This window comes from Sphingobacterium alkalisoli, from assembly GCF_005049105.1.
GTDB lineage: Bacteria > Bacteroidota > Bacteroidia > Sphingobacteriales > Sphingobacteriaceae > Sphingobacterium > Sphingobacterium alkalisoli.
This window is the reverse complement of the sequence record NZ_SUKA01000005.1, coordinates 165,185-189,502: the sequence shown is the minus strand read 5'-3', so window position 1 is coordinate 189,502 and position 24,318 is coordinate 165,185. Positions and strand designations below refer to the sequence as shown.

Sequence of the window (24,318 nt, the reverse complement as noted above, 5' to 3'; positions counted from 1 at the left end):
CTAATGTATGTGTGAATTAGTTCACCCAATTGATATCTTTTTTTAATAAATCTAAAGTGTCTTGTTCTGCCGACCCTGGTTCGGCTTTAAAATCATAAACCCAATTCGCCTGTGCCGGTAAACTCATCAATATAGATTCAATGCGGCCATTTGTTTCTAAACCAAATTTAGTCCCGGAGTCGTATACTAAATTGAATTCGACATAACGACCGCGGCGTAGTAACTGCCAATCCTTTTCGCGTCGGCTGAAATTCTGTGTACGATGTCTGTTTACCAGATCTATATAAGTAGGTGCAAATATACGACCTAAATCACACGAAAAATCAAAAATCTGCTCAAAGTTCAAATTGGTCTTTTCAGGCGTTAGTTTATCGTAAAAAACACCTCCTATTCCTCGCGTTTCATCCCGATGTTTGATAAAGAAATAGCTGTCGGCCCAGCTTTTGAAATCGGAATAAAAATTGGGATGATGTTTATCGCAAACCGATTTAAGCTGTTGATGAAAAAACTGGGCGTCTTCCTTTACTACGTAATGTGGTGTCAAATCTATACCACCACCAAACCATCTGGTCTGTTCATTTAGTTCAAAATATCGGATGTTCATATGGATTATCGGAACATGCGGATTATTGGGGTGAATAACGATGGAAACTCCTGTGGCGAAAAATTCATCTTCTTCTACGCCGAAAGCTTTCTTAATAGCTGCAGGGAGTTTACCGTGTACAGCTGAAAAATTAACGCCTCCTTTTTCAATGATATTTCCATTTTGCATGATCCGCGTGCGGCCACCACCGCCGCCATCACGTTCCCATAATTCTTCCTGAAATTTTGCGCCACCATCCAACTTTTCCAAGGCTTGCGTAATTTCATCTTGTATAGTCATGTAGGTATCTGCGATATGTCCTTTTGAGATCATGTTATGTTAATTTTTCAGCTAATTTTGACACTTCAAATATGGCAGGCCGATGATTATATAATACCTCATACACCATATTACATATTGGCATTTCTAAATTGTTTTTATGGATAATGCTCTGAATACACCCGGAGGCATAGTACCCTTCGGCAACCATATTCATTTCCAACTGAGCAGATTGTACAGTATACCCCTTACCGATCATATTACCGAAGGTTCGATTGCGGCTAAATTGCGAATAAGCAGTTACCAAGAGATCACCAAGATAAACGGAAGCATTTATTTCCCGGTCGGCAGGATCAATTTTCTGTACAAAATATTCCATCTCACGAATAGCATTTGAAACCAACACCGCTTGAAAATTATCTCCGTACCCCAACCCGTGGCATATTCCTCCAGCCAATGCGTATATGTTTTTTAAAACTGCTCCATATTCAACACCCAAAACATCATCCGAAATATTGACATTAATATACCTGTTAGATAGTAAATCTGCAACGATTTGTGCCTTATTTAGATCTTTGGAAGCAAATGTAAGATAGGAAAGCTTCTCTTGAGACACCTCTTCGGCGTGACAGGGGCCGCCTATCACGACAATATGGTCTAATGGGACGCCATAGGTTTGATTTAGGTATTCGCCAACGATTAAATTTTCGTCCGGGATTATTCCTTTAATGGCCGAAACGAGAATTTTCCCTTCCAGATCTTGATTCTCTACCCCTCTTAACGCGATCTTTAAGTAAGCTGCCGGTGTATTTAAGATTACAATATCAGTAGATTGAATTGCCTGCCGAACGTCGGACAATACATGATCCTCGTGTAGCTTTATCTCCACTGCACTAAGGTAAGTGGGGTTATGCCGGTATCTATTTATATATTCGACATCTTCTTCCTTACGTACCCACCAAAAAACTTCTTTTTCTAATTTATTGTCTGCTAACATCTTGACCATTGCAGTAGCCCAACTACCACTTCCTATGACACTAACTGCATGTTTAGATATTCTTTGCATATTCAAAACCATGCGCAAAGATACTTAATATTACGCGAAAGACTATCGTTTATACCCCTCATTATATCGACTTCGGTACAAAAATGAATACGCGACACCGATATAAAAAAGTCCCTTTTTATTATCTTTGTTAGAATTAATTGCTAATATCTCAAGTCTAACATCTCATATCTAACATCTACGTACTAATGATTACTGAAAAGAAAAAAATGATCGCGGGAGAAGCATATTTTGCAAATGATAAAACACTTTCTGAAGACAGATTACTCGCGCAGACATTATGTTTTAGGTTTAACCAATTGGAACCCCGACAAGTAAAGGCAAAAAAGCAGGTCATCAGAGATCTATTTGGCAAAACAGAAAAGATGTTTTATATCGAACCTCCATTTCGCTGTGATTACGGTTACAATATTGAAATTGGCGAAAATTTTTACGCCAATTATAATCTCACCGTCCTGGATTGTGCACCTGTTCGCATCGGCGATAATGTGATGATAGCACCCAATGTTTCTTTATTCACGGCGGGACATCCAATTCATCATGAATTGCGCAATACAGGGTTGGAATATGCTATTCCGATTACAATCGGCGACAACGTTTGGATTGGGGGCAATACAGTGATTAATCCCGGTGTAACTATTGGTGAAAATACCGTTATCGGCTCTGGATCGGTTGTTACCAAAGATATTCCGGCAAATGTAGTAGCGGTTGGGAATCCGTGCCGAATTCTCCGAACAATCACCGAAGAAGACAAGCATTATTATTACAGGGAACTAAAGATTAGATGAATAACATCACTTGCTTCTAACTAGCTGTATCAGCAGGATAAAGCTCAATACAAAACTCATCGTAAATCCCAGCCAGGAAATGATCGGCATCCCCCATAGTAAATAACCTACTCTACCATGCGCTAGTATACTGGCTCCAACACCAAACGTCATCGCTAAAATGGACAGTAAAAACTTATTACCTATCCGGTGAAGAATAAGCTGAAGGTGATCAAAATCCCTGATCTTATGATTTAGCGTAATTTTATCATTTTTTAGCTTGTCAAGCAGAGATAATAAATCCATGGGTACGTCGATCATCACGTCCTTTAAAAACAGGGCCTTTTCTTTAAACTTTTCTGTCAAATATTCTGCAGAAAACTTTTGATCGGCAATCTTTTTGGCAAATGGAGAGATACTTTCAGGGATATTCAACTCCGCATTCAACTGCCGGCCTGTACCTTCTAGTATAGATATGCCTCGTAACAGTATATATATAAAATCAGGCATCAATATATGATTGGTCTGCAATATGACGTTTAATTTCTGTAACATAACAGCAATCTTAATATCGTCTAACGCATTCTGCTTAATCATTTCAAAAATTTCGTACGCATCCCTTTCAAGACTTCTTTCATCCTCAATATGGTGCACTACCGCAAGCTTTTTAATATTTTTTAGCAGCCCCTTTGCATCACTCATCAAAAAATTAATCACCATGGATTCGATTATTCCTCTATCTTGCGGCACCATAAATCCCATCGCTCCGTAATCCAGGAAAACGATCTGTCCTTTTTTATTTACGAATACATTTCCGGGATGAGGATCCGCATGGAAGAATCCATGTATAAGTATTTGTTCAAGATAGAGGTCCAATACATTTTGAAGGACTGATTTTGGACTGAGGCCAAATGTCGCCAAACTTGCTATATCATTCACTTTTACACCATCGATAAGTTCCATACATAACATCTCATCAGAGCTATATTGACGGTATACCTTAGGCACATGGGTTTCTTTATTCCCCGTAAAATTTCTTCTGAAACGTTCAATATTATTGAGTTCATTCGTAAGAGAAAGCTCTTTTAATAATGAATTCTCGAAGGAGATGGCAATCTGATAGAGATTCATTTTATAAAAAATCTCATATTTTTTTTCCAACAGCTTTACGAGATCTTTTATAAAATCCAAATCCACACGGATAATCGAATCGACACCCGATCGCTTGATCTTCAAAATGACCTGGGTTCCATCCTTCAGTTGCGCTTTATATACCTGCGCAATGGAAGCCGCTGCAATAGGTACGGGATCGATAAATTCAAAGTGTTCATCAGGTTGTATATTAAGCTCCTGGTTTAGACGGTACTTAATATCAATATCCTCTTTGGGAACATCGTCTTGCAGTTTTATAAGTTCTTGACGAAGATCTTCTGGGATAATATCTGCCCGATTACTTAGCAATTGGCCTAATTTAATGAAAGTCGGCCCCAATTCTTCTATTGCCAATCGGATACGGACATTAAAATCTTCCTCAAATATTTTGCGTGTATGATTATTCCAAAGCAAGAAACTATCCGGAAGTATGCGATCGATGTTGGATCGGGAGATTGCTTCATCAAAGCCGTATTTTGATAAAATCTTAAGTATCTTGCCTATTCGTTTTATTTTTTCAAGTCCATACATGACTTCAGCATTTTATTACTTATTTAGACGACGACAATATGTCCACCACTTTCTCACCTAATCGGGTGATATCCGATTTTAGACCAATCATAAATGTTAACACATGGACTGGATTTCCCTGTATCTTATTCACATTGTACATATATCCCATTTCGGCTCCAAGGAAAAAACCTTTGAATTTATAATCGGCCCCTAAGCCCAATTTTGTACCAAGTGCCAAAGAATATTTACTTTCCATAACTACCTTATTTCCTAGGTCATTAGCACGAGGTTCATTAACCAATCCTATTGTCGGCCCAAGGTAGGTATAGGTATTCAATCGATCATATTGTTTACGTGTACCCCCAGCAAGGCTAAGCATATAAAAATTGGCTCTACCATTTTCGACCGTTCGATTGTATTCCGAATCATTTATCAATTGGTCATAGTTAAACGACATTAAGTACAGGGCTGGGTAAAGATAGTACCTCGGATTCCTTAACGTAATGTCTAACCCCATACTCCCCGAGAACAACTTTGGCGAAAGTACATTTTTAGTTTTGCCGAGAGGAATACCAATCCCCGTGCCCGCGAAATAATACACTTTCTTGTAATGTAGCGTATCCGTTCCGCTTTGCGAAAAGGATAGGTTATAGGAAAAAACAATAACCACGGTAATAAATAGACTTTTCATCAATCTTCTGCACAGTTTGTTATGTAACAATAAATTAAGCAAAAAGGTTTGAAAGGAAGATTTATTTTTTTGCTAAAAGTTTTTATAAATAGTTTTTAGTTTGCGGTCCCTGATTAAAAATCAAATCTATAATACTGAGTTCGGGGATAAAACCTACCCTATCGTTGAACACTTGATAATATGGTTTTGGTGTTTCAAAAATAGATGGCTTTTTGGGATGAATAAGATTTCTGTAATCTAACACTCCGGAGGGAGCCTTTTCATAACTATTCGTAAAGGAAATACTTCTATTAATCTTCAATAGTTTAAGGATTAATTCCAATTGCGATAGATTGTAATCAAACAAAAACTCGCACTTTTTTTCATAGAATTGTTCAAACTCATTCTCATAAAACTCAAAATATGCCGAACTGCGGTATGCAGTCTGCAAGCTTTGCCAATGCAATCGCTGCCAATCGTGGTCATAGTTGATTCGTACATCTTTCATCGCGACGTGCTCCTTACGGCCATGCACTATCGGAACAAACAATTCTAAAATTCCATTAGCGGTAGCGATCTTAGCACGGGTACGATAAGTTTGTTTCGGATAATGTTCATATTTATCTAAAACAATAGGAAGATCGTGTTGATAGATCGCGTGAAAATAAGAGACCGGAGGAAGATACGTTGCCGATAATAACAGTTGAGTGGACATAAACTAAAATTAACTATAAATTATGAAGCAAAAATAACTTTATTTAGGGATTATACACAACTGAATAAATTGCTTTTATATACAACTTTATCTAAGTTTGTGGCTCAGATCGTATGCAGCAAACTGTATTGATGAATAAAAAGATTATTTCAGGTTTACTATTTAGTTTTTCTTTGCTGCCTTTTTGGGCATTGTACCTCCTGTCCGATATTTTATACTTTGTCCTTTATTACGTTTGCAAATACCGAAAATCGATCGTTATTACCAATTTAAAAAACTCTTTTCCGGAAAAATCAGAAGATGAAATTAAGCAAATTGCGAAAAAGTTCTTTCATTATTTTCCGGATATCATAGTGGAAGCATTAAAAATGCGAACCATTACAGAAAAACAAATAGTTGCTCGCATTGAATTATTAAATCCAGAAGAAGTGTACAAACACTTTGAGACGGGAAAATCTGTAATCGGCGTGACAGCACATTATGGGAACTGGGAGTTGGGAATCTACCGGATGTCACTTATGACGGCATATCCCCGTCTTATCATTTACAAACCACTGAACAATAAGGACTTTGATCAGGTATACAATAGCTTACGCACGCGATTTGGAGCAACGATGGTGCCAATGAAGCAGATTCTACGTCATCTGGTCAGGTTAAAAAATCAACTCAATATGAGTATGTTTGTAGCTGATCAAACTCCCCTGCATCAAGATTCAGACTATTTTATGGAGTTTTTAAACCAAGACACCCTAGTATATACCGGTGCGGAACGCATTGCTCAACTAACGGAAAGTCCTGTAGTATACTGTCACATCGGTAGGAAAGAAAAAAGAGGTCACTATTATTGTAAATTTACTACATTAGTAGAAAATCCCTCAACGTATCAAAAGCATGAAATAACGCAAATACACAACAAATTCACAGAAAAAATGATTCGTGAAGAGCCGGTATATTGGTTGTGGACACATCGTCGATGGAAAAGAACAAGAACAACTGAAAAATGATAGAATATCCCAAAGTTGCTGTTGTCATATTAAATTGGAACGGTAAATTTTTTTTAGAAAAATTTTTGCCTTCCGTTTACAATAGTACTTACCCAAATGTTGAATTTATTATCGGAGACAATGCCTCTACAGATGATTCTGTATCCTTTGTCAGGGAATATTATCCCACAATCCGCATTATCCAAAATGACGACAACTATGGATTTGCCGGCGGATATAACAAAGTACTTCAACAGGTGGAAGCAGATTATTTTGTTTTGCTCAATTCGGATGTGGAGGTAACTCCTTCTTGGATAGAGCCAGTTGTTGATTTTATGCAAAAAAAAGATTTTATAGCCGCACAGCCTAAAATCAGGGCATATCATCAACGGGATCACTTCGAACATGCAGGGGCTGCCGGAGGGCATATCGATTATTTTGGTTATCCCTTTTGTAAGGGTCGTATACTTAATATTACCGAAAAAGATGAAGGTCAATATGATGCGGAAAATGAGGTTTTTTGGGCTACTGGTGCTGCATTATTTATTAAATCCAGTGCGTGGCACGAAGCAGGTGGATTTGACGCGGATTTTTTCGCACACATGGAAGAGATTGATTTGTGTTGGCGACTTAAAAAAATGGGTTATAAAATTGGTTATACTTCCAAATCCATTGTATATCATGTGGGTGGCGGAACACTAAATACAAGCAACCCCAAAAAGACATATCTTAATTTCCGTAATAATCTACTTATGCTCCAAAAAAACCTTCCTTTTTGGCGTGCATTAGCAGTTATCTGGACTCGCCTATGGTTGGATCTTATCGCATTACTACATTTTTTAGCCGAAGGTAAACCACGCGACGCTTGGGCTGTAAGCCGTGCTCACCAATATTTCTTTCTATATTTTTTTAAAACGGCGTTAAAAAGAAAAAAATATAATGCAAAAGAAAATAAAACTGGACTTTATAAAAAATGCATAATTTGGGATTTTTACACGAACAAAATACAAAAATACAATAAGCTATCTGTAAATAATTTTCACAATAAGTAGCATTACCGAATTTTAATATTATCAAACTTTTCTCACTTATTTTTAATGGGTTAAAATATTGGTATAAAATTATTTTCCCCCTTAAAATTTCTTATTTTCGTAACCTATGTCGCAAGATATTCAAGATAGAATCTTAAAGTTAACAACAGAATTAAATGAGTACAATTACCAATATTATGTATTGGCAAATTCTGTCGTTTCTGATTTTGATTTCGATAAAAAACTCAAGGAATTAGAGGCATTAGAAAACGAGTACCCCGAATTTAGGGACCCTAACTCACCAACGTTAAAAGTGGGCGGAGATATCACCTCTAAATTCAACACGGTAGCACACCGCTGGCCAATGTTGTCCCTAAGCAACACGTATAATGAACAGGAGCTTCGGGATTTTGATGAACGGGTACAAAAAGCGATAGGCCATCCCGTAGATTATGTCTGTGAACTCAAATTCGACGGGCTTTCGATATCCATCACATTTGAAAACGGCAAAATGGCACGTGCCATCACACGTGGAGATGGTACCCAAGGTGATGAGGTTACCAACAATGTAAAGACGATCAGAAGCATCCCGCATCAATTAAAAGCTGGAACATCATATCCTGCCTCTTTCGATATTAGAGGCGAGATATTTATGCATAAATCAGCTTTTCTGAGACTCAACAAAGAACGGGAAGATAACGGCGAGCAAACCTATGCAAATCCGAGAAATTTTGCTTCGGGAACGATTAAGCTCCAGGATTCAGGCGAGGTCGCTAAAAGGCCGCTAGATTGTTTCCTTTATTTCTTGTATACCGAAAATAGAAACAAACTTTTCAACACACATTGGGATAGTCTTCAAGCTGTAAAAGAATGGGGATTTCCGGTATGTGATGAAACGAAACTTTGCACTTCGATTGATGAAGTACTCAATTTTGTTCATTATTGGGATATCCAAAGAAACCAGTTGACATATGATATTGATGGAATTGTCATCAAGGTAAACGAATATGCCTACCAAGAGGAATTGGGATTCACGGCAAAATCACCGCGATGGGCTACTTCCTTTAAATTCAAGGCCGAACGCGTAGAAACAATTCTTAACAGCATAAGTTATCAGGTAGGTCGTACCGGAGCGGTGACACCGGTAGCCAACTTGCAACCTGTTTTATTGGCGGGTACGACAGTAAAGCGCGCGACACTTCACAATGCAAATGAAATAACGCGACTGGATTTACATACCGGAGATACGGTCTTTGTAGAAAAAGGAGGAGAAATCATTCCAAAAATCATAGCCGCTAATCCCGAAAAAAGACCTGCAGGTGCAAAGACGATCCTCTACCCTACGGCATGCCCCGAGTGCGACACAACATTAATCCGTCGCGATGGCGAAGTCGTTCATTATTGCCCGAATGAGGACGGTTGTCGTCCGCAGATCGTTGGTAAAATGCAACATTTCATCGGCCGTAAAATGATGGACATCCAGGGATTGGGCAAGGAAACGATTGAAACTTTCTATCGATTGGGTTTAATTCGACGCATATCGGATCTGTATTCGCTAGCGACCCGACAGGATGAGTTAGTCAACCTAGAGAGGTTCGGTCAAAAGTCTATCGAAAATATGATTGCTGGATTGGAAAAATCGAAAGAAAAACCTTTTGAAAAAGTCTTGTTCGCACTAGGGATCCGGCATGTAGGTGAAACCGTTGCCAAAAAACTGGCGCTACATTTCAAATCACTTGAAAATCTGAAAAATGCCAGTGTCGAAGATATCGCCAATGTCCAGGATGCTGGAATCCGGATAGCAGAAAGTGTATATGAGTATCTACACGAAGACGCTCATCTCGCCGAACTCGATAAATTAGCCCAATACGGGCTAAATTTTGCAATACAGGAGAAAGAAATCCTGTTAGCTGGCGAAAGCCTCTCTGGCAAAACATTTTTGATATCCGGTGTATTTGCTGATTTTTCGAGAGAAGAACTGGGAATGCTGATTGAATCTTATGGTGGCAAGCTGCTGAGCAGTATCTCTGCCAAATTAGATTATCTGATAGCAGGAGATAAGATGGGACCTTCTAAACTTGTCAAAGCAGAGAAACTTAAAATTCCTATTATTTCAGATCAGGATCTATTAAAAATGATTAATCAAAATTAAACAATTATATAATACAATTTATTCAACATGAACGAGCTTCACGGCGCAGGGGTGGCATTGGTTACACCATTTAATGCAGATGGAACGATTGATTTTGAAACGTTAGGAAAGCTAATAGAGTTTCAAATTGCGGAAGGAATGAACTACTTAGTATCATTAGGCACAACGGGCGAAACTGCCACTTTGACGGCTGAAGAACGAAAGCAAGTTTGGGCGTTTACGGCAACGACAGTAAATGGAAGAATTCCGTTAGTGGCGGGAATTGGGGGCAATAATACGGTGGAAATTGTAAAACATGTTCAAGAATTTAGCACTCAAGGATACTGTGCAATCCTATCGGTATCACCTTATTATAACAAACCAACTCAAGAAGGAATTTACCAGCACTATAAAGCCATTGCTGAAGCTTCAGTATTGCCAGTGATACTTTATAACGTACCGGGGCGAACGGGCAGTAATATGAGCGCAGCCACGATCGTTCGTTTGGCTAAGGATTTTAAGAACGTAGTGGGTATTAAAGACGCTTCTGGCAATTACGCGCAATTCTCGGAGATACTACGTGACAAACCAGAAAACTTCTTATTGATTTCAGGGGATGATCCCGCAACCCTTCCTATGATGGCACTGGGTGCCGTGGGGATTATCTCTGTAGTGGGAAATGCATTGCCTAGGAAAGTAAGCACATTGGCAAAATTATGCGCCGAAGGAGATTTTCTTCAGGCCCGTACAATCCACAGTGAATTACTTAAAATCACGGATTTATGTTTTGTGGAAAGTAACCCTTGCGGTGTGAAATACATCTTGAAGCAAATAGGAATAGGTAGTGATTATGTACGCCTACCCTTAGTGCCTATCGGAGAAACGACGCAAAAAGATATTCAGGACGAATTACAACGTATAAATTAAAATTCTTAATAACCAAACATTCTATTATCTTTATTCCTGTAAAATAGATTTGTTATGGCAGAAATCAATAGTACTAAAAAAAAGTCGTCAGTCGTTAAAAAAGTAATAGGCTGGCTTTTATTGATCATTTTCCTTGGTTTAGGGGCTTTCGTTTATTATAAATATTATTTTGTATTCGGTGAAGGCGTAAAATCCGGATATTTAAATTATGCCGTTAAAAAAGGAAACTTATTTAAAACCTATGAAGGTAAATTGATCCAGGAAGGTTTCGGAAGCGGAAAGACGGGAGGAATTACCAGCAACGAATTTGTATTTTCGGTAGATGATGATTCCATCTTTCAGCAACTAGAACTAAATAGCGGCAAATTTTTCGATCTGCATTATAAAGAATATCATGGTGTACTTCCTTGGAGAGGTCATACCGTCTTCGTAGTAGATAGAATTGTAAATATGAAATAGAGGTATTGTAGAAATAATTGTATGAACAAAGCTTTTATCTTACTAACACTACTTTACTTTACCTTATCTAAAACCGAAGCGCAGCGAAAAAAAAAGACGCGTGAAAATTTTGAACAATCCCCTCCGCAAGAACTGATATATGATAATAAGAGTTATTTAGAAGCTATAAATACCGTGCAGCTCTTTCCTACGGGCAAAGAAGGTCAGTTTCCCATATATACGTTGGGTAGTCAAGAACAGTTACTCCTTTCTTTCGACGATCTCCGAGCTGATGTAAGAAGTTATTATTACAGTATCGAGCATTGCAACGCTAATTGGGAACCGAGCCGCGTATCACCACTAGATTATGCTGAAGGGTACAACGAAGACCGTCTTGATAATTTTTTTCCATCGCAAGGAACGTTCCAAGCCTATACACATTATAAAGTAGCTTTTCCAAATGAGTATATAAAGCCTAAAATTGCAGGAAATTACTTATTAAAGGTATATGAAGATGCAGATAAAACACGATTGGTTGTAACCAGACGGTTCTATGTCGTGCGTCCATTAATTCAAGTTGGGACTCACATCCTTCCTTCGGTAGAGGTATCAAAAAGAATGACTAATCAGAAGATCGATGTATCCCTCAAAACACCGTCATTAACCATTCCCAATCCGGAGCGTGATCTACAGGTGCATGTATTTCAAAACCAACGCGAGGACAACAAAATGGTTTTAACCAAGCCTATGTTTATTGGAAATAATGAGATCAAATATAACAACAGCGAAACTTTGGATTTTTTAGGGAACAATGAATTTCGATTTGTAGATTTACGTAGTTTCCGATTGGGATCTAATCGAGTTCAACAAATTCAAAATGACAGTCTCGTCTCGATCAACGTATTAACCGACGAGGATTTACGGGATGCCAGCTACGCTGACACCTATGATGAAAATGGAAAGTTTTACATCCGCAATCTAGATTTTGAAAATGCAGAGATCCAATCAGACTATGCGGACGTGCATTTTTCACTACAGACGAACCAGAAGATAACCGGAAATCTTCACCTTGTAGGTGGTTTCAATAACTTTCAACGAAATGAGCAGAATAGACTCACCTATAACCCGACGTCGAAGAATTGGGAGCTTACGCTGAAGCTTAAGCAGGGGCTTTATGATTATGAGTATGTGCTCGAAACTCCAGAAGGCCAGATCATCACCAATGCGTTTACAAATAGTTTCTACGCCACCGGAAATGATTACCTAGTATTGGTATATAATAGGCGTATAGGAACATACTGGGATGAATTACTGGGCGTAGGAACGATCTCCATTCATAATAAAACAAACAAAAATTGACGATAAGGTGGTAGAAAAGGACGAGAATAAACAACTCAAAAGAGGATTAAGTAACCGACATATACAGCTCATCGCATTAGGAGGCGCCATTGGAACGGGCCTCTTTTTGGGAATAGGAAAGGCGGCCGTATTGGCAGGCCCTTCGGTTATATTAGGTTATACTATTGCTGGAATTGTTGCGTTTTTTATCATGCGCCAGTTGGGGGAAATGGTCGTAGAAGAACCCGTTTCGGGTAGCTTTAGCTATTTCGCCAATAAATACATGGGGGCTTTTGGCGGGTTTTCATCGGGCTGGAATTATTGGGTTCTGTATATATTGGTCAGTATGGCCGAGTTGACCGCCATTGGCGTATATGTACAGTTTTGGTGGCCAGAAATACCATTGTGGGTATCCAGTACCTTCTTTTTTATTGTCATCAATTCGATTAATCTAGCCTCCGTAAAAGTATACGGAGAAACTGAATTTTGGTTTTCTATCATAAAGGTCGCAGCGATAATTGCTATGATTCTATTTGGATCGTACTTATTGATCAGTGGATCTGCAGGAGAACGAGCAACTGTAGAAAACCTGTATAATGATGGCGGATTTTTCCCAAAAGGTTGGCTTACCAACGCCCAAGATGGCAGCTATCAGGGGCTGCTCGCGGCACTGGTCATGATTATGTTCTCTTTTGGGGGACTGGAATTAGTCGGGATCACTGCCGCCGAAGCTGAAAATCCGGAAAAGAATATCCCAAGGGCAACAAATCAGGTGTTGGTTCGTATTTTGATATTCTATGTAGGTGCTTTATTTATCCTCTTTTCTTTGATGCCATGGCGTGCTATTACTGCTGATACCAGTCCGTTCGTGGAAGTATTTAATGCACTGAATAGCTTTGAATTTACGTTTTTGGATAAAACGTATTACTTTACCACGATCATTGCCAATGTACTGAATGTAATTGTACTTACCGCAGCGCTATCCGTCTATAACAGCTGTGTATATAGTAATTCGCGAATGTTGTATGGCTTAGCAGAACAAGGAAACGCTCCTCGATTTTTGAAAAAATTGAATAAAAATCATTCGCCCATCGCTGCCATAATTGTTTCAGCGATCTTAGTGGCGGTATGTATTGTTATTAATAAGATCATTCCCGAAAAAGCGCTAGAGATTTTAATGTCGTTAGTTGTATCTTCTCTAGTGATCAATTGGATAATGATATCTTTAACGCATATCTATTTCAAAAAGCAGAAAATAAAAGAGGGTGTTAAAACGAAATTCCCTTCGCTGTTCTACCCGATCAGTAACGTGGTTTGTTTGGTATTTTTAGTTGGTGTTTTGGTGATGATGTGGTTTACCGGACTTAAGATATCCGTCGAACTTATTCCGATATGGTTATTAATACTGTGGTTGAGTTACCTGATGGTAAAAAGGAATAAATCACAGTCGTAGCCTGTCGATAAAGCTGTCTTTTATGTTTGCTATAAACAACAACCATAAAAGACAGCATGTATGTTCCGTAATGCTGTTAGAATAGTGTTTTAGCAATACCGCCGTCCAATGGAATGGAAGCTCCTGTTAAAAAAGAGGCATACGCTGAGGCGAGGAAAGCTACGAGATACCCGTATTCTTTTGGTTCCCCTAACCTATTCATCGGTACGGACTGTATTCTTTTTTGTTTGATCTCATCCAGCGCAGTTCCTTCTTTATCTGCCTGCGCTTGCATAAGGCTATTCAATCTATCGGTATCGAAATATCCCGTAAGGACAGAATTCACCGTAATACCCTCTGCCGCCACCGCATTGGACAACGATTTACTCCAACTAACCAAAGCAGTCCGCATGGTGTTAGATAGTACCAAACCATCCTGCGGTTCTTTTACTGTCATGGATGAAACATTAATAATTCGGCCAAAACCCTGTGCCTTCATATGGGGCAAAGCTAGATTTGTTGTAAAAACAGCAATTCAAACGCCTGCTGATAGTCCTCTTCTTGTTTTGACGAAAGTGTCCCCGCCTGCGGACCATTTGTATTATTTATTAACACATCAATACTGTGCGTTCTAAAAAATTCGTTCAGCGTATTCTTATGATCAGCATAATCATTAAAATTAGTTACGATGTATCCATGATTTTGACCCTGAGTGCTGTCTAACTCGGTCAAGGTCGCTTTCAACTTTTCAGCCGATCTAGACATCAATGTAACGTCAGCACCACATTGCGCCAGTTGCAATGCAATAGCCTTACCCAAACCAGACGAACTTCCACCTACTAAAGCTTTTTTTCCCTTTAATGATATTTGCATAAATTTAATCCCTTAATTTGTATCTTCTGACTTATTGCAACAACAAATCTGACACCTTCTCACACCATCAACAGGCTTAAAGTGTCGTGTAAGTTCTTGATAACCTATTGATGCCTTTAAAAACAAAGATTGGCAATAAAATAAACACTTTCACAAAAAAAGCGAGAAATTTCTCGCCTTATTCTTTTCGATAACCTTCTTCATCGAGATCATCCCGAAAGTCTTCCTCCGTTTGAGATAACTCTTCATCACGTGTAGAAACTTTTAGACTTTCTTCAGAAGTGATATGCATATTGGAACGATTTAGATTCTGTTCTTTTAGCTCATCCAATTCCGCATATTCATTTCCTACTAAAGGATTAGAGTTATCATATCCCGAGGAATCCTCTTCCGCACCTTCTGAAATGGTAGCATAATCGGCAGGATGATCCCAATCCGGGTCATCATCGTCCACATCCAACTCGTAGCTTCCTTTTTCTTCGTCAAAACTCAGGTCATCTACTTCCAATAAATTTTCATCATCGTTTGGAATATTTTCATCGTCTAAAAAGTCGTCCTCTGGATCTTTTGCTATATTAATCATCATTTTCCTTTTTGTTATAAATTATAAACGTTTTATTAGTTTCGTATTCAAAATGTGCTATTAATATCTAACCTTCAAATATTTCAATAATGACCATCATGCCGTGTATATTACACTACCTTTACTTAGCGGCTATAGTAATAACGCTAGCTTTAGTAAATAGTTTTTAACGACATCATATCAATATTAAAAATGATGAAATAATTTTTTGATCAAAAATTTACTTTTTAGAGAAGATTTCATTACATTTACCTAAGTCAGTTTTATAAACCTTCTTGTTATGCAGACGAAAACGGAATACCTAATCTGGGACAAAATCGTTAATAGTGCCAAACAACGTTTTGACTTTGCGCTCTACGCTACTAAATTGGATCCAGATACTCTGGACAAGCTCATTCTTCATATTATCGTAGGATTTGCTTCGGGAGAATGCCATGAAAGCATCTCCACAAATCTTCACAACGAATTAGTCCATATCGGTATAGATGTGCGAGACGAAATTGTAGATACGATAGTCGCAGATAAACATATTGTATTTAGTGGAGAAATCTATGCTGCGTACCTCACCTTTTCAATGCTAGAGGATGGAAATAGTGAGTTTGAGATATTAGGTTACGTCACCGATTTGTTAGAAAGTCCTCGCATATATTAGACCGTCGACACTCCGCTGCATTTTTAACAACTATTTTATTAAATCTAACTAATAAATAGACAAAGGGAAGGAAAAAAAATCAAAATTTAAATTTTGGTATTTTTAAAATTCTACAGAAATAAGTGAAATCAAAGGTATCAAGACACCACTTTTAATCTGGATATAGTTATCCGTCAGTGACCAGACGGTTGTCTCGATACGTTTGGGGCCGTTCTCTGTTTGAAATATTATAGCGACTTTCGATTTAAACTCGTTACCTAAGCGTTGTGCATTACTAAGCTTTTGGTTCAGCTCGACTACTCTATTTATGTCTGCAGGAATAATTTTATACTTACCAATCTCTTCTTTTTCTATCAATGTACCTACCATACTCTTAATTTTTAATCGACATCTATTTATACTATTAACGATATAAATATAAAAAATAGTGCATTTAAAATACTGCAATTGCGGAATATTTACGATTATATTTTAAAAATAAAATCTCAATTATTCAACTGAATGCTAACCGTTGCTTTAAATTTATTGCTATTACTATTCATTATCAGTTCGTGATCTTCAGGATAGTGAATAAATAAACGTTGCTTATAAAATTCCACGAAATGAGTATTTCCTTGATTTACAACATGATGATTAATTCTGTTACTCACTTCCATTTGTACTTTTTCATGGATAGTTTTAATGCGAACTTTGATCGGATGCTTTTCCATGGTATTGTATCCATTTTGAATAGCATTTTGAACCATTGGAAACATCATAAAAGGATATATCTGTAATGAAGCTACCTCTATAGGAAATTCATACTCAACATAAAAATGCGCTTCCCGAATTGTTTTGTATAATTCAATATATTCTTTGAGGCAATCCAATTCTTCGGATAATGGTATCAATCGATCTTCCGCTTTCATCAAATTACCCTGTAAAAATTGATTAAAGGAACTACAATAAATCTTCGGATGTTTCTTCAAATAATCTCCCAGCAAGCACTTATCCAATTGACTTCGTTCAAATGATAAGGCACTTGCATATCTAGCTTTAGCTACATCGACCTCCGATTTACCTCCAAATATACGATCAATAAAACCCGACATATCTATTATTTTAAATACCACTTACTCCTCCAGAAACTACTAATTTCATGGCGTCTGTCGCGTTCATATTTAGTTTCTTTACACGTTCATTCTTAACCACAACAACTTGTCCAGCAAAAGAATAGGAATATGGAAAGTAAACAATCACTTCATCATGCAATCCCAGTCTACTTAAATCTCGCTGCGTAAGAAAACCAATCTTTTTCATTCCAGTTTCATTGATCTCGACCAAAACAGGTTCGTTAAATTTCTTAGCATCACCTACAAAAGCTTCGGTAAAATCTTTAATGGACGAATACAATGTATTAAATAATGGTATGCGTTTTATGGTCCGGTTAAGCCAGTTTCTAATAGGATCAGTGACAAGGTTAGTGAATATAATTCCAACAATAATTAATAGTATAATAACTGTTAAAATACCGATCCCTGGAATATACAAAGGATGCCCCTTTTCATCCTCCAAAAAATGCTGTGTAATATTCAATGTGTTATCTAAAGACGCTACTATCCAAATAATGAGGAATACCGCTCCGGCCAGAGGAACTACTACTAAAGTCCCTTTAATTAAATAATACAGTAGTTTCTGAAAAATCTTCTTTGTCATAATTATTCGTAAAAATAAATTCTTTTCACACGTGATGAAATACCAACTAACAGTTCATAAGGTATAGTCCCAATATCTTTGGCTGCTTGCAGCAAATCTGGAAAAACCACCACTTCGTCTCCTTCATTTGCAGTTATGTCAGTTATATCCAGCATACACATATCCATACAAATGTTACCTATTACAGGTATAATTTGACCAGCGATCATCATTTTACCGACTCCATTTCCAAAACGCCGATCGTATCCGTCAGCATAGCCTATTTTGACAGTTGCAATACGGCTATCACGTTTTAGGACTCCTTTCCGGTCATACCCAACAGTCTCCTCTTTATTCAGTTTTTTTATCTGCGAAATAGTGGTTTTAAGTACATTTACTGGCTCTAAATGTAGTGCGTTATCAGATAGATCAATTCCATAGAGCCCAATCCCCAGCCGTACCATATCCATTTGTGCCTCTGGCCAGTTTACAATTCCCGCCGTATTACATATATGTTTGAGTACGGTGTATCCTAAAACGCTCTCCAATCTGAACGCTAACGTTTTAAACTCTTCAATTTGACGCGTAGTAAATTCCTTTAATGCTATATCAGCTGAAGCAGCTAAATGCGAGAATACGGACACCACTTTGATTTGTAAACTGTTATCAAGAACCGCGAATGCATCTTCCAATTCGTTTGCCGTAAATCCTAATCGATGCATACCGGTATCTAGTTTAATGTGGATTGGGTAATCCTTGATCTGACGATCAACTAAAAATTTAATAAATGCGTTTAAAATTCGCATAGAGTATATCTCTGGCTCTAATCCATAAGACAAAATATCATCAAAGGTACCTTCATGCGGACTTAATACCATTATAGGTAAGGTCACACCGGCCTTTCTTAACTCTACACCTTCATCTACAAAAGCTACCGTCAGATAATCTAGCTTATTGAACTGTAAGATATTAGCTACCTCGAAACTCCCGCTTCCATAAGAAAAAGCCTTAACCATGGCCATTAATTTTACGTCTTTACGTAATAAGCTCCTATAATGTATGAGGTTGTTTTCGATGGCCTTTAGGTTGATTTCTAAAACTGTATCATGAGATTTTTCAACCAGTTGCTGACTCACTTCTTCTAAACGAAACTTACGCGCTCCTTTGATCAGTATGGTCTCATTACTAAAATGAATTCGTGGAAGATCCGCTAACAACTCTGCCGTAGACGTATAACATAAAACTTCAGAATGTATCTCAGCCGCGACACTAAACAAAGAAGGATCGATCAGTATAACGCGTTTTAGCATCTGGTTATTCAGCAGATGAGTCAGTTTATCCATCATCTCTTGTGTAGACTTTACATCTACAAAACCGCTTAATATTAAAGATTTTTCTGAGTATTGATTTTGTTGATTCAAAAAATCTAATGCGATCTGCAGAGATGCCAAGTCATTGGAATAGGTGTCGTCAATGATGCTACAATTATTCTTACCTTTCTTCAACTGCAACCGCATCTCTAACCTTTTCAATCCTTTTATACGGTTTTGAATAACGGAAAAATCATAGCCCAAACGTATCATCACAATAATACAGGTAATCACATTTTCAATGGAGGCCTTATCTTGAAAAGGGATGATGAACTCAAAATCCTTCTCTCGGTATCGAGCAGTTACCTTTGATTCAGCATGTAGGCTTGAAAGATTCAGAATATGCAAATCATCAGATTCCCTTGTGCCCCAAGTGAATCTATTTTGGATACTCTCCACTTCAGCTACATAATGAGAAGAAAATAAAACATGTTTGGCATTCTTGAAGAGCTTCCATTTTTCTTCCAATTTTTCAGCCTTGGAAGAAAAGCCTTCCATATGTGCTATACCGAGGTTTGTCAATATGCCAATCGACGGATTTATCATTTTCTGTAACGCCTCCATCTCACCCGCTCGACTGATACCTGCCTCAATAATCGCTATTGTGTGATCCGCCTGAAGATTCCAAACTGAGAGGGCAACCCCCAGTTGGGAATTATAACTCTTCGGACTTCTATATACATTATGTTCTACGGATAGCAACTGGTACAACCATTCCTTGACAATAGTTTTTCCGTTACTTCCCGTAATACCAATGACCGGAATCGTAAACATCTTACGGTGAAATTCTGCTAAAGCCTGAATAGCTTTTAGCGCGTCCTCCACCCAAATAAAATTAGCATCAGGATAAGGTGAAATCGAGAAATTCTCATCCGATACCACGAAACTTCTAATGCCTTTTTCATACGCATCGGGAATAAACTGATGACCATCCCTGCTACTTTTAATAGCAAAAAACAGTCCCTCCTTTACATTACGAACCTTCCGGCTGTCATAAACCAATTCACTTATCGCCTGGCCGTGGTCAGAAAGAAAATAGTGTTCAGATGAAAGAATTTGTAATACAGAAGTTATTGTGTACATAATGAAATATTGCTACGAATTTCATCATTATTTTTAATAAGTTAGCTATTTTTTGAACATTTGTACTTATGGATGACCCTCGTTATACTAAAAAAAACTACACTCCTCTTCAGGCAAAATTAAAAGCCGAAAATTATTGCGCATATCAGGAACGCGCACAACAAGAGCTAAGGGATAAATTGTACGAATGGGGAATGCACTCGGATGACGCAGAAAATATTATTGCCGAACTTATCACCGAAAATTTCTTAAATGAGGAGCGGTTTGCTATAGCATACGCATCTGGTAAATTCCGAATTAAAGGCTGGGGAAAAGTAAAAATAAGACAACATCTCAAGCTAAAAAAAATACCCGAAAAATTAATTAAGAATGCAATTAACACAATAAATTCCGAAGAATACGAGGATAAAATCAACCATCTAATAGATCTTAAAACAAATGGCGAAAAAAAGCCATATAATTTAAAGCTGAAATCCAAAATATACAACTATCTTTCTGCTAAAGGATACGAAAGCGATATCATTCTCGAGAAAATACATAAAGATTCTTAAGTTAATTTTGATAAAATTGAATAAATCTCCCCGTATCCATATGCAGCTACATCAAATATCAAATTCTCTCCTAAATAACACATAATTAATATAAAAAAAGAACTATTTAAACTATCTTAATACATTAATTAGTACTATTTAAGTAGTTGTAACAAAGCCATTTCAATAGAAATAAATCATGAATTTTTAACTGATTTTACATCTCAATTTTCTATATTTGTAACTCATATCACAAGCATAGCTACGTGATATAAACACTATGTTAATGAGCAAGACAAAGTTTACATACATATTATTATCATTCGGATTTTTCCTAATGGTTACCACGTGTATGTATGCTGTTTTAGAGAAAAGCTTATACGACACGGAATACTCCGAAAACACAAATACCCAACCGTCAGACGACTCAGACAGCGAGCGACAAGCAGATGATGATTATTATATCACTAATGTCTTAGCTCCTTTAGAAATCAATTTCCATTTTGACCGTTATTTTGATTCTGGCGACACGAAAGTAACCCACATTCCTATACGGCTCCATTGTCCGCCTCCAAACATTTCCTAACAGTCTTTATATGTATCATAGCGTATCTATGATCGCAATTACGTAACATTTCACATATAACTACGCAATAGCGTGAATTAAATATGTGTAAAGCAATCAAATCAGCAAACACAGATAGCAACTTCGTTTGGAGCAACATTGCTTAGAAACAAGAGGTGGCATATTGTTTAATTTAAGAATAACAGCTAATTTTTTAAAATGAAAATCTCGATAGCAAATTTAACTTCAGTTTTGGCATTAACCTTTGGAACATGCATAATCGTAAACGCACAACAATTGGATGAGCAGGAATTAAAAATTAATGTAGACAAAATTTCTAATTCAACAGAGCGCATAAAAGTTCTTGAACCGGTTACATTCGTTTACAACACTGATAAGTATAAAAAACTAAACTTACCCTCAGGAAATCAATATGGTTTCTTAGCAAGTAACGTGGGGGGCGTATTTCCAGATATGGTACAAGAATCATCTCAATTTTATACTGCCGGAAAAAATACTTCAAAGGTAGCGAAATATGAAGAGGTCAACTCAAATGACCTTATTCCCTTATTGGTTGCAGCTCTCAAAGAGCAACAGGCACAAATTGAGGCGCTACAACAGGAAGTAAATAACTTAAAATCAAAATAACAGACACAATAGAATGCCAAAATTGTTTTAAGTGTACGCTTTCTAGACAATTTTGGCTTTTCTCCCCATTTTCGGTGCCCTCCTTTTCTTATCTTCCAAGCACGACAAACTCTCAATTGTAACTATTTCTGATTCAATTACATCAGAACATCTCTCCAATCGTACTGGAAATAATTCAGAAAAAACACCTTTTTATTTTGGAGATTTAGCCGAAAGCTCTATATTTGCACCACGTCAAGCGAAAGTAGCTCAGTTGGTAGAGCACAACCTTGCCAAGGTTGGGGTCGCGAGTTCGAATCTCGTCTTTCGCTCAGTTGCCTAGGTGGTGGAACTGGTAGACACGCAGGACTTAAAATCCTGTTCCCGTTAAGGGAGTGCGGGTTCGATTCCCGCCCTAGGTACTTTAAAAACCTTCTCTATTGAAAATAGGGAAGGTTTTTCTGTTTCTGAGAATGTGCCAGCACATAAAACAGCACATTTTCAGTCGTCAAATATAAAACGGAGGAAAAGGTTTATGAAAACTGAAAAGTACAAAAGTGTGGGCATCATAAGGCCAGCAAATGGAGACTGGAGGGTTATTTATGATTTCGAGATTCCAGATCAACCAGGTAAATTTAAAAGATTTTATGTTCGTGACGGCATAAATTATTTTCACGACCCGGAAGAAAAACAAAAAGCAGCTGAAGAATTGAAAGCAGACATTATTCTAGCTCTCCAAAATGGTTTTAATCCTTTCCTTCCCGGTGAGCAAGTGGAATCTCAAATATTTGTTGAGGAAATAGAAATTGATACACAACCAGAACCTAACTGGACCGTATCGGAAGCGTTTATCAAATATTTAGAGTTCTGCAAAAAGAAAAATCTTTCGGATAATACGATTAAAACATATAAGACATTTATTGAAAATATGAAGTTTTGGTTTAATGCCCAAGACCAGTTGGAACTTCCGTTAGCAAACGTCTCTTCAATAGATTTCATTGAATTTTTGGATAATAGCTTTGATGAATATGAATGGAGTTCCCGAACATATAACAACCACATAAATTTTATAAAAACATTTACAAAAAAAGTCTATTCTCTCGAAAAGAAAATCTTCCCTGGATTAATTTATAAAGTTGAGATCGCTGATTTGGATTTAAAGCTAGATCGTGCAGAAAAAAACAGATATTACTCTCCTACTGTTGCCAAATCTGTAAAGAAAGAAGCTAAAGCTTTTCCCGAACTATATAATTATATGAAATGGATTTTCTATTCTTGTATGCGGCCACGAGAAATCAGTTTGCTTCAGGTAAAACATATCGACTTAGATAGTCGGCAAATCAAAGCTATTGCCCCTACAGCAAAAACCGGAGATCGACTAGTACCTATTTGTGATGAACTTCATCAGATAATTTTGGATCTCGACTTAACAAACAAGCCTCCTAACTATTATGTTTTTGGTAAAAATGGAAAAACCTGTGAAGAACGGGTTTACAAAAATTACTTTTCTGACTTGTTTAGACCTATAAAAGAAAAATTAGGCTTGGATGATAAATATACTTTGTACGGTTGGAAACATACTCGTGTTGTTAACTTGTTAAGTGCTGGGTTCTCGGATCCCGAAGTTATGAGCCTGACCGGTCATAAAGATTATGAAAGCTTCCAAGCCTACAAAAGAGAGCTCGTTATTGACAGCAGTTCTATGAAAGGGAAAACTATTGATTTTTAATAGATACGACAAAAATAAAAATGGCTATATCGCCTACAAATGAGCGCTTAAGAAATTCCGTGTAACTTATTGGCTTTCGCTCTGGTGAGACAGTTAGATGATTACCGTTTTGGAGTGCTCCAATTATCGACCGCATGTTCATTAATTGGCTCTTCTTTATTAAAAATTTCTGACAATACATCAATGAGATCATCAGGCATGCCCCTATTTTCCCAACGCGATTTGTCGTGGTATAAGCCTTTATAGAAATGCGTTGATTCCCCATTGACCCACGTAACCTTTGCGTAAATCGTACCTAAAAGATTAAGTACAATATACTCAAAAGTTGTTGTTTTACTCCTAACCGTGATCGTTGCTGTTTTCATTGTTCAAAATTAGCTATTTTTGCGCAATGACAGTACAAGAATTACGCAGCGCCTTATTGGGCAAAGAATATCCCGAAACCGTTAAGATTGGTCCCGATCAGAACGTCATTGATGTGGATAAGTTCCTACACATCCAGTTCTTAATGTGTGACCAGTGGCAGAAGGATATCACAAAGTCACCAGCCTACGGTCGGTTGTTGAAGTTTTATGAAGCCACTAAATAGGCCACATCTTCGATATAT

General features: G+C 37.5%; 27 protein-coding genes and 2 tRNA genes. 16 read left to right on the top strand and 13 right to left on the bottom strand.

The features are described 5' to 3' along the window. Nucleotides 1-16: 16 nt before the first annotated feature. Together hemF and FAZ19_RS16490 are read right to left on the bottom strand one after the other, a co-directional pair. Nucleotides 17-916 carry an oxygen-dependent coproporphyrinogen oxidase gene (hemF, locus tag FAZ19_RS16495; protein WP_136821851.1) on the bottom strand — a complete coding sequence of 300 codons (900 nt, stop codon included), beginning with the start codon at nucleotides 914-916 and terminating at the stop codon, nucleotides 17-19. A gap of 1 nt (nucleotide 917) precedes the next feature. Beyond that, nucleotides 918-1,928 (bottom strand): NAD(P)H-dependent glycerol-3-phosphate dehydrogenase, encoded by a 1,011-nt coding sequence (locus FAZ19_RS16490; protein ID WP_136821850.1) that lies wholly within the window; start codon nucleotides 1,926-1,928, stop codon nucleotides 918-920. Nucleotides 1,929-2,116: 188 nt separating this feature from the next. Between FAZ19_RS16490 and FAZ19_RS16485 the strand changes: the two genes are divergently transcribed. Next, nucleotides 2,117-2,716 carry a sugar O-acetyltransferase gene (locus tag FAZ19_RS16485; protein ID WP_136821849.1) on the top strand — a complete coding sequence of 200 codons (600 nt, stop codon included), beginning with the start codon at nucleotides 2,117-2,119 and terminating at the stop codon, nucleotides 2,714-2,716. Between the two features lie 6 nt (nucleotides 2,717-2,722). On the opposite strand, the gene FAZ19_RS16480 is transcribed toward FAZ19_RS16485, so the two are convergent. From FAZ19_RS16480 to FAZ19_RS16470, 3 genes are all read right to left on the bottom strand, one after another. Next, nucleotides 2,723-4,378 (bottom strand): ABC1 kinase family protein, encoded by a 1,656-nt coding sequence (locus tag FAZ19_RS16480; RefSeq protein ID WP_136821848.1) that lies wholly within the window; start codon nucleotides 4,376-4,378, stop codon nucleotides 2,723-2,725. A gap of 19 nt (nucleotides 4,379-4,397) precedes the next feature. Continuing rightward, a complete protein-coding gene (locus FAZ19_RS16475) occupies nucleotides 4,398-5,051 on the bottom strand; it encodes a hypothetical protein (protein ID WP_136821847.1) in 654 nt (217 codons plus the stop codon). 82 nt (nucleotides 5,052-5,133) lie between these two features. Continuing rightward, on the bottom strand, nucleotides 5,134-5,745 hold the full coding sequence (locus tag FAZ19_RS16470) for a WbqC family protein (protein WP_136821846.1): 612 nt from the start codon (nucleotides 5,743-5,745) through the stop codon (nucleotides 5,134-5,136). A 131-nt stretch (nucleotides 5,746-5,876) separates the two neighbouring features. Between FAZ19_RS16470 and FAZ19_RS16465 the strand changes: the two genes are divergently transcribed. The 7 genes from FAZ19_RS16465 (at nucleotide 5,877) to FAZ19_RS16435 (ending at nucleotide 14,046) form a co-directional block, all read left to right on the top strand. After that, nucleotides 5,877-6,749: a lysophospholipid acyltransferase family protein gene (locus tag FAZ19_RS16465; RefSeq protein ID WP_136821845.1), complete on the top strand. Its 873-nt coding sequence runs from the start codon at nucleotides 5,877-5,879 to the stop codon at nucleotides 6,747-6,749. Further along, a complete protein-coding gene (locus FAZ19_RS16460; RefSeq protein ID WP_136821844.1) occupies nucleotides 6,746-7,780 on the top strand; it encodes a glycosyltransferase family 2 protein in 1,035 nt (344 codons plus the stop codon). The genes FAZ19_RS16465 and FAZ19_RS16460 overlap by 4 nt, the downstream gene beginning before the upstream one ends. 106 nt (nucleotides 7,781-7,886) lie before the next feature. Then, a complete protein-coding gene (gene ligA / locus FAZ19_RS16455; protein ID WP_136821843.1) occupies nucleotides 7,887-9,911 on the top strand; it encodes an NAD-dependent DNA ligase LigA in 2,025 nt (674 codons plus the stop codon). 27 nt (nucleotides 9,912-9,938) lie between these two features. Further along, on the top strand, nucleotides 9,939-10,817 hold the full coding sequence (gene dapA / locus FAZ19_RS16450) for a 4-hydroxy-tetrahydrodipicolinate synthase (RefSeq protein ID WP_136821842.1): 879 nt from the start codon (nucleotides 9,939-9,941) through the stop codon (nucleotides 10,815-10,817). A gap of 54 nt (nucleotides 10,818-10,871) precedes the next feature. Further along, a complete protein-coding gene (locus FAZ19_RS16445) occupies nucleotides 10,872-11,276 on the top strand; it encodes a hypothetical protein (protein WP_169305685.1) in 405 nt (134 codons plus the stop codon). Nucleotides 11,277-11,297: 21 nt separating this feature from the next. Further along, nucleotides 11,298-12,614, top strand: coding sequence for a type IX secretion system plug protein (locus FAZ19_RS16440; protein ID WP_136821841.1), 1,317 nt, complete (start codon nucleotides 11,298-11,300; stop codon nucleotides 12,612-12,614). A gap of 7 nt (nucleotides 12,615-12,621) precedes the next feature. Beyond that, the gene (locus tag FAZ19_RS16435) at nucleotides 12,622-14,046 is read left to right on the top strand and encodes an amino acid permease (protein WP_136821840.1); all 1,425 of its coding nucleotides are present in this window, start codon (nucleotides 12,622-12,624) and stop codon (nucleotides 14,044-14,046) included. A gap of 76 nt (nucleotides 14,047-14,122) precedes the next feature. Here FAZ19_RS16435 and FAZ19_RS24365 read toward each other — a convergent pair whose 3' ends face one another. The 3 genes from FAZ19_RS24365 to FAZ19_RS16425 all read right to left on the bottom strand — a co-directional run bounded on the left by FAZ19_RS24365 (nucleotide 14,123) and on the right by FAZ19_RS16425 (nucleotide 15,484). Then, nucleotides 14,123-14,524, bottom strand: coding sequence for an SDR family oxidoreductase (locus FAZ19_RS24365; protein WP_188876149.1), 402 nt, complete (start codon nucleotides 14,522-14,524; stop codon nucleotides 14,123-14,125). An 11-nt stretch (nucleotides 14,525-14,535) separates the two neighbouring features. Beyond that, nucleotides 14,536-14,898, bottom strand: a complete 363-nt coding sequence (locus FAZ19_RS24360) for an SDR family NAD(P)-dependent oxidoreductase (RefSeq protein ID WP_262709350.1) — start codon at nucleotides 14,896-14,898, stop codon at nucleotides 14,536-14,538. Between the two features lie 178 nt (nucleotides 14,899-15,076). Then, entirely contained in the window at nucleotides 15,077-15,484 is a 408-nt protein-coding gene (locus FAZ19_RS16425) for a hypothetical protein (RefSeq protein WP_229707623.1), read from the bottom strand. Between the two features lie 277 nt (nucleotides 15,485-15,761). Between FAZ19_RS16425 and FAZ19_RS16420 the strand changes: the two genes are divergently transcribed. Then, nucleotides 15,762-16,133: a hypothetical protein gene (locus tag FAZ19_RS16420; protein WP_136821839.1), complete on the top strand. Its 372-nt coding sequence runs from the start codon at nucleotides 15,762-15,764 to the stop codon at nucleotides 16,131-16,133. Nucleotides 16,134-16,235: 102 nt separating this feature from the next. Here the strand turns inward: FAZ19_RS16420 and FAZ19_RS16415 are convergent, their stop codons facing one another. The 4 genes from FAZ19_RS16415 to FAZ19_RS16400 all read right to left on the bottom strand — a co-directional run bounded on the left by FAZ19_RS16415 (nucleotide 16,236) and on the right by FAZ19_RS16400 (nucleotide 20,260). Then, nucleotides 16,236-16,502, bottom strand: coding sequence for a hypothetical protein (locus tag FAZ19_RS16415; protein ID WP_136821838.1), 267 nt, complete (start codon nucleotides 16,500-16,502; stop codon nucleotides 16,236-16,238). Between the two features lie 116 nt (nucleotides 16,503-16,618). Beyond that, nucleotides 16,619-17,224, bottom strand: coding sequence for a LytS family sensor histidine kinase (locus tag FAZ19_RS16410; RefSeq protein WP_136821837.1), 606 nt, complete (start codon nucleotides 17,222-17,224; stop codon nucleotides 16,619-16,621). A gap of 10 nt (nucleotides 17,225-17,234) precedes the next feature. Then, nucleotides 17,235-17,828, bottom strand: a complete 594-nt coding sequence (locus FAZ19_RS16405; RefSeq protein ID WP_136821836.1) for a DUF502 domain-containing protein — start codon at nucleotides 17,826-17,828, stop codon at nucleotides 17,235-17,237. A 2-nt stretch (nucleotides 17,829-17,830) separates the two neighbouring features. Further along, complete coding sequence (locus FAZ19_RS16400) at nucleotides 17,831-20,260, bottom strand: bifunctional UDP-N-acetylmuramoyl-tripeptide:D-alanyl-D-alanine ligase/alanine racemase (RefSeq protein ID WP_136821835.1); 2,430 nt, start codon at nucleotides 20,258-20,260, stop codon at nucleotides 17,831-17,833. A 68-nt stretch (nucleotides 20,261-20,328) separates the two neighbouring features. On the opposite strand from FAZ19_RS16400, the gene FAZ19_RS16395 reads away from it, so the two are divergent. The 6 genes from FAZ19_RS16395 to FAZ19_RS16370 all read left to right on the top strand — a co-directional run bounded on the left by FAZ19_RS16395 (nucleotide 20,329) and on the right by FAZ19_RS16370 (nucleotide 23,711). Then, on the top strand, nucleotides 20,329-20,811 hold the full coding sequence (locus FAZ19_RS16395; RefSeq protein ID WP_136821834.1) for a regulatory protein RecX: 483 nt from the start codon (nucleotides 20,329-20,331) through the stop codon (nucleotides 20,809-20,811). Between the two features lie 265 nt (nucleotides 20,812-21,076). Beyond that, nucleotides 21,077-21,376, top strand: a complete 300-nt coding sequence (locus tag FAZ19_RS16390) for a hypothetical protein (RefSeq protein ID WP_136821833.1) — start codon at nucleotides 21,077-21,079, stop codon at nucleotides 21,374-21,376. 198 nt (nucleotides 21,377-21,574) lie between these two features. After that, complete coding sequence (locus FAZ19_RS16385) at nucleotides 21,575-22,003, top strand: tail fiber domain-containing protein (protein WP_136821832.1); 429 nt, start codon at nucleotides 21,575-21,577, stop codon at nucleotides 22,001-22,003. 238 nt (nucleotides 22,004-22,241) lie between these two features. Next, nucleotides 22,242-22,314, top strand: a tRNA-Gly gene (locus FAZ19_RS16380). 5 nt (nucleotides 22,315-22,319) lie between these two features. Beyond that, nucleotides 22,320-22,404: transfer RNA gene (locus tag FAZ19_RS16375), tRNA-Leu, on the top strand. A 113-nt stretch (nucleotides 22,405-22,517) separates the two neighbouring features. Continuing rightward, on the top strand, nucleotides 22,518-23,711 hold the full coding sequence (locus tag FAZ19_RS16370; RefSeq protein WP_136821831.1) for a tyrosine-type recombinase/integrase: 1,194 nt from the start codon (nucleotides 22,518-22,520) through the stop codon (nucleotides 23,709-23,711). A gap of 101 nt (nucleotides 23,712-23,812) precedes the next feature. Here FAZ19_RS16370 and FAZ19_RS16365 read toward each other — a convergent pair whose 3' ends face one another. Beyond that, nucleotides 23,813-24,076, bottom strand: coding sequence for a hypothetical protein (locus tag FAZ19_RS16365; RefSeq protein WP_136821830.1), 264 nt, complete (start codon nucleotides 24,074-24,076; stop codon nucleotides 23,813-23,815). Between the two features lie 26 nt (nucleotides 24,077-24,102). Here FAZ19_RS16365 and FAZ19_RS16360 point away from each other — a divergent pair, with 26 nt between their 5' ends. Next, nucleotides 24,103-24,300 (top strand): DUF6965 family protein, encoded by a 198-nt coding sequence (locus FAZ19_RS16360; protein WP_136821829.1) that lies wholly within the window; start codon nucleotides 24,103-24,105, stop codon nucleotides 24,298-24,300. The last annotated feature ends 18 nt before the right edge of the window (nucleotides 24,301-24,318 follow it).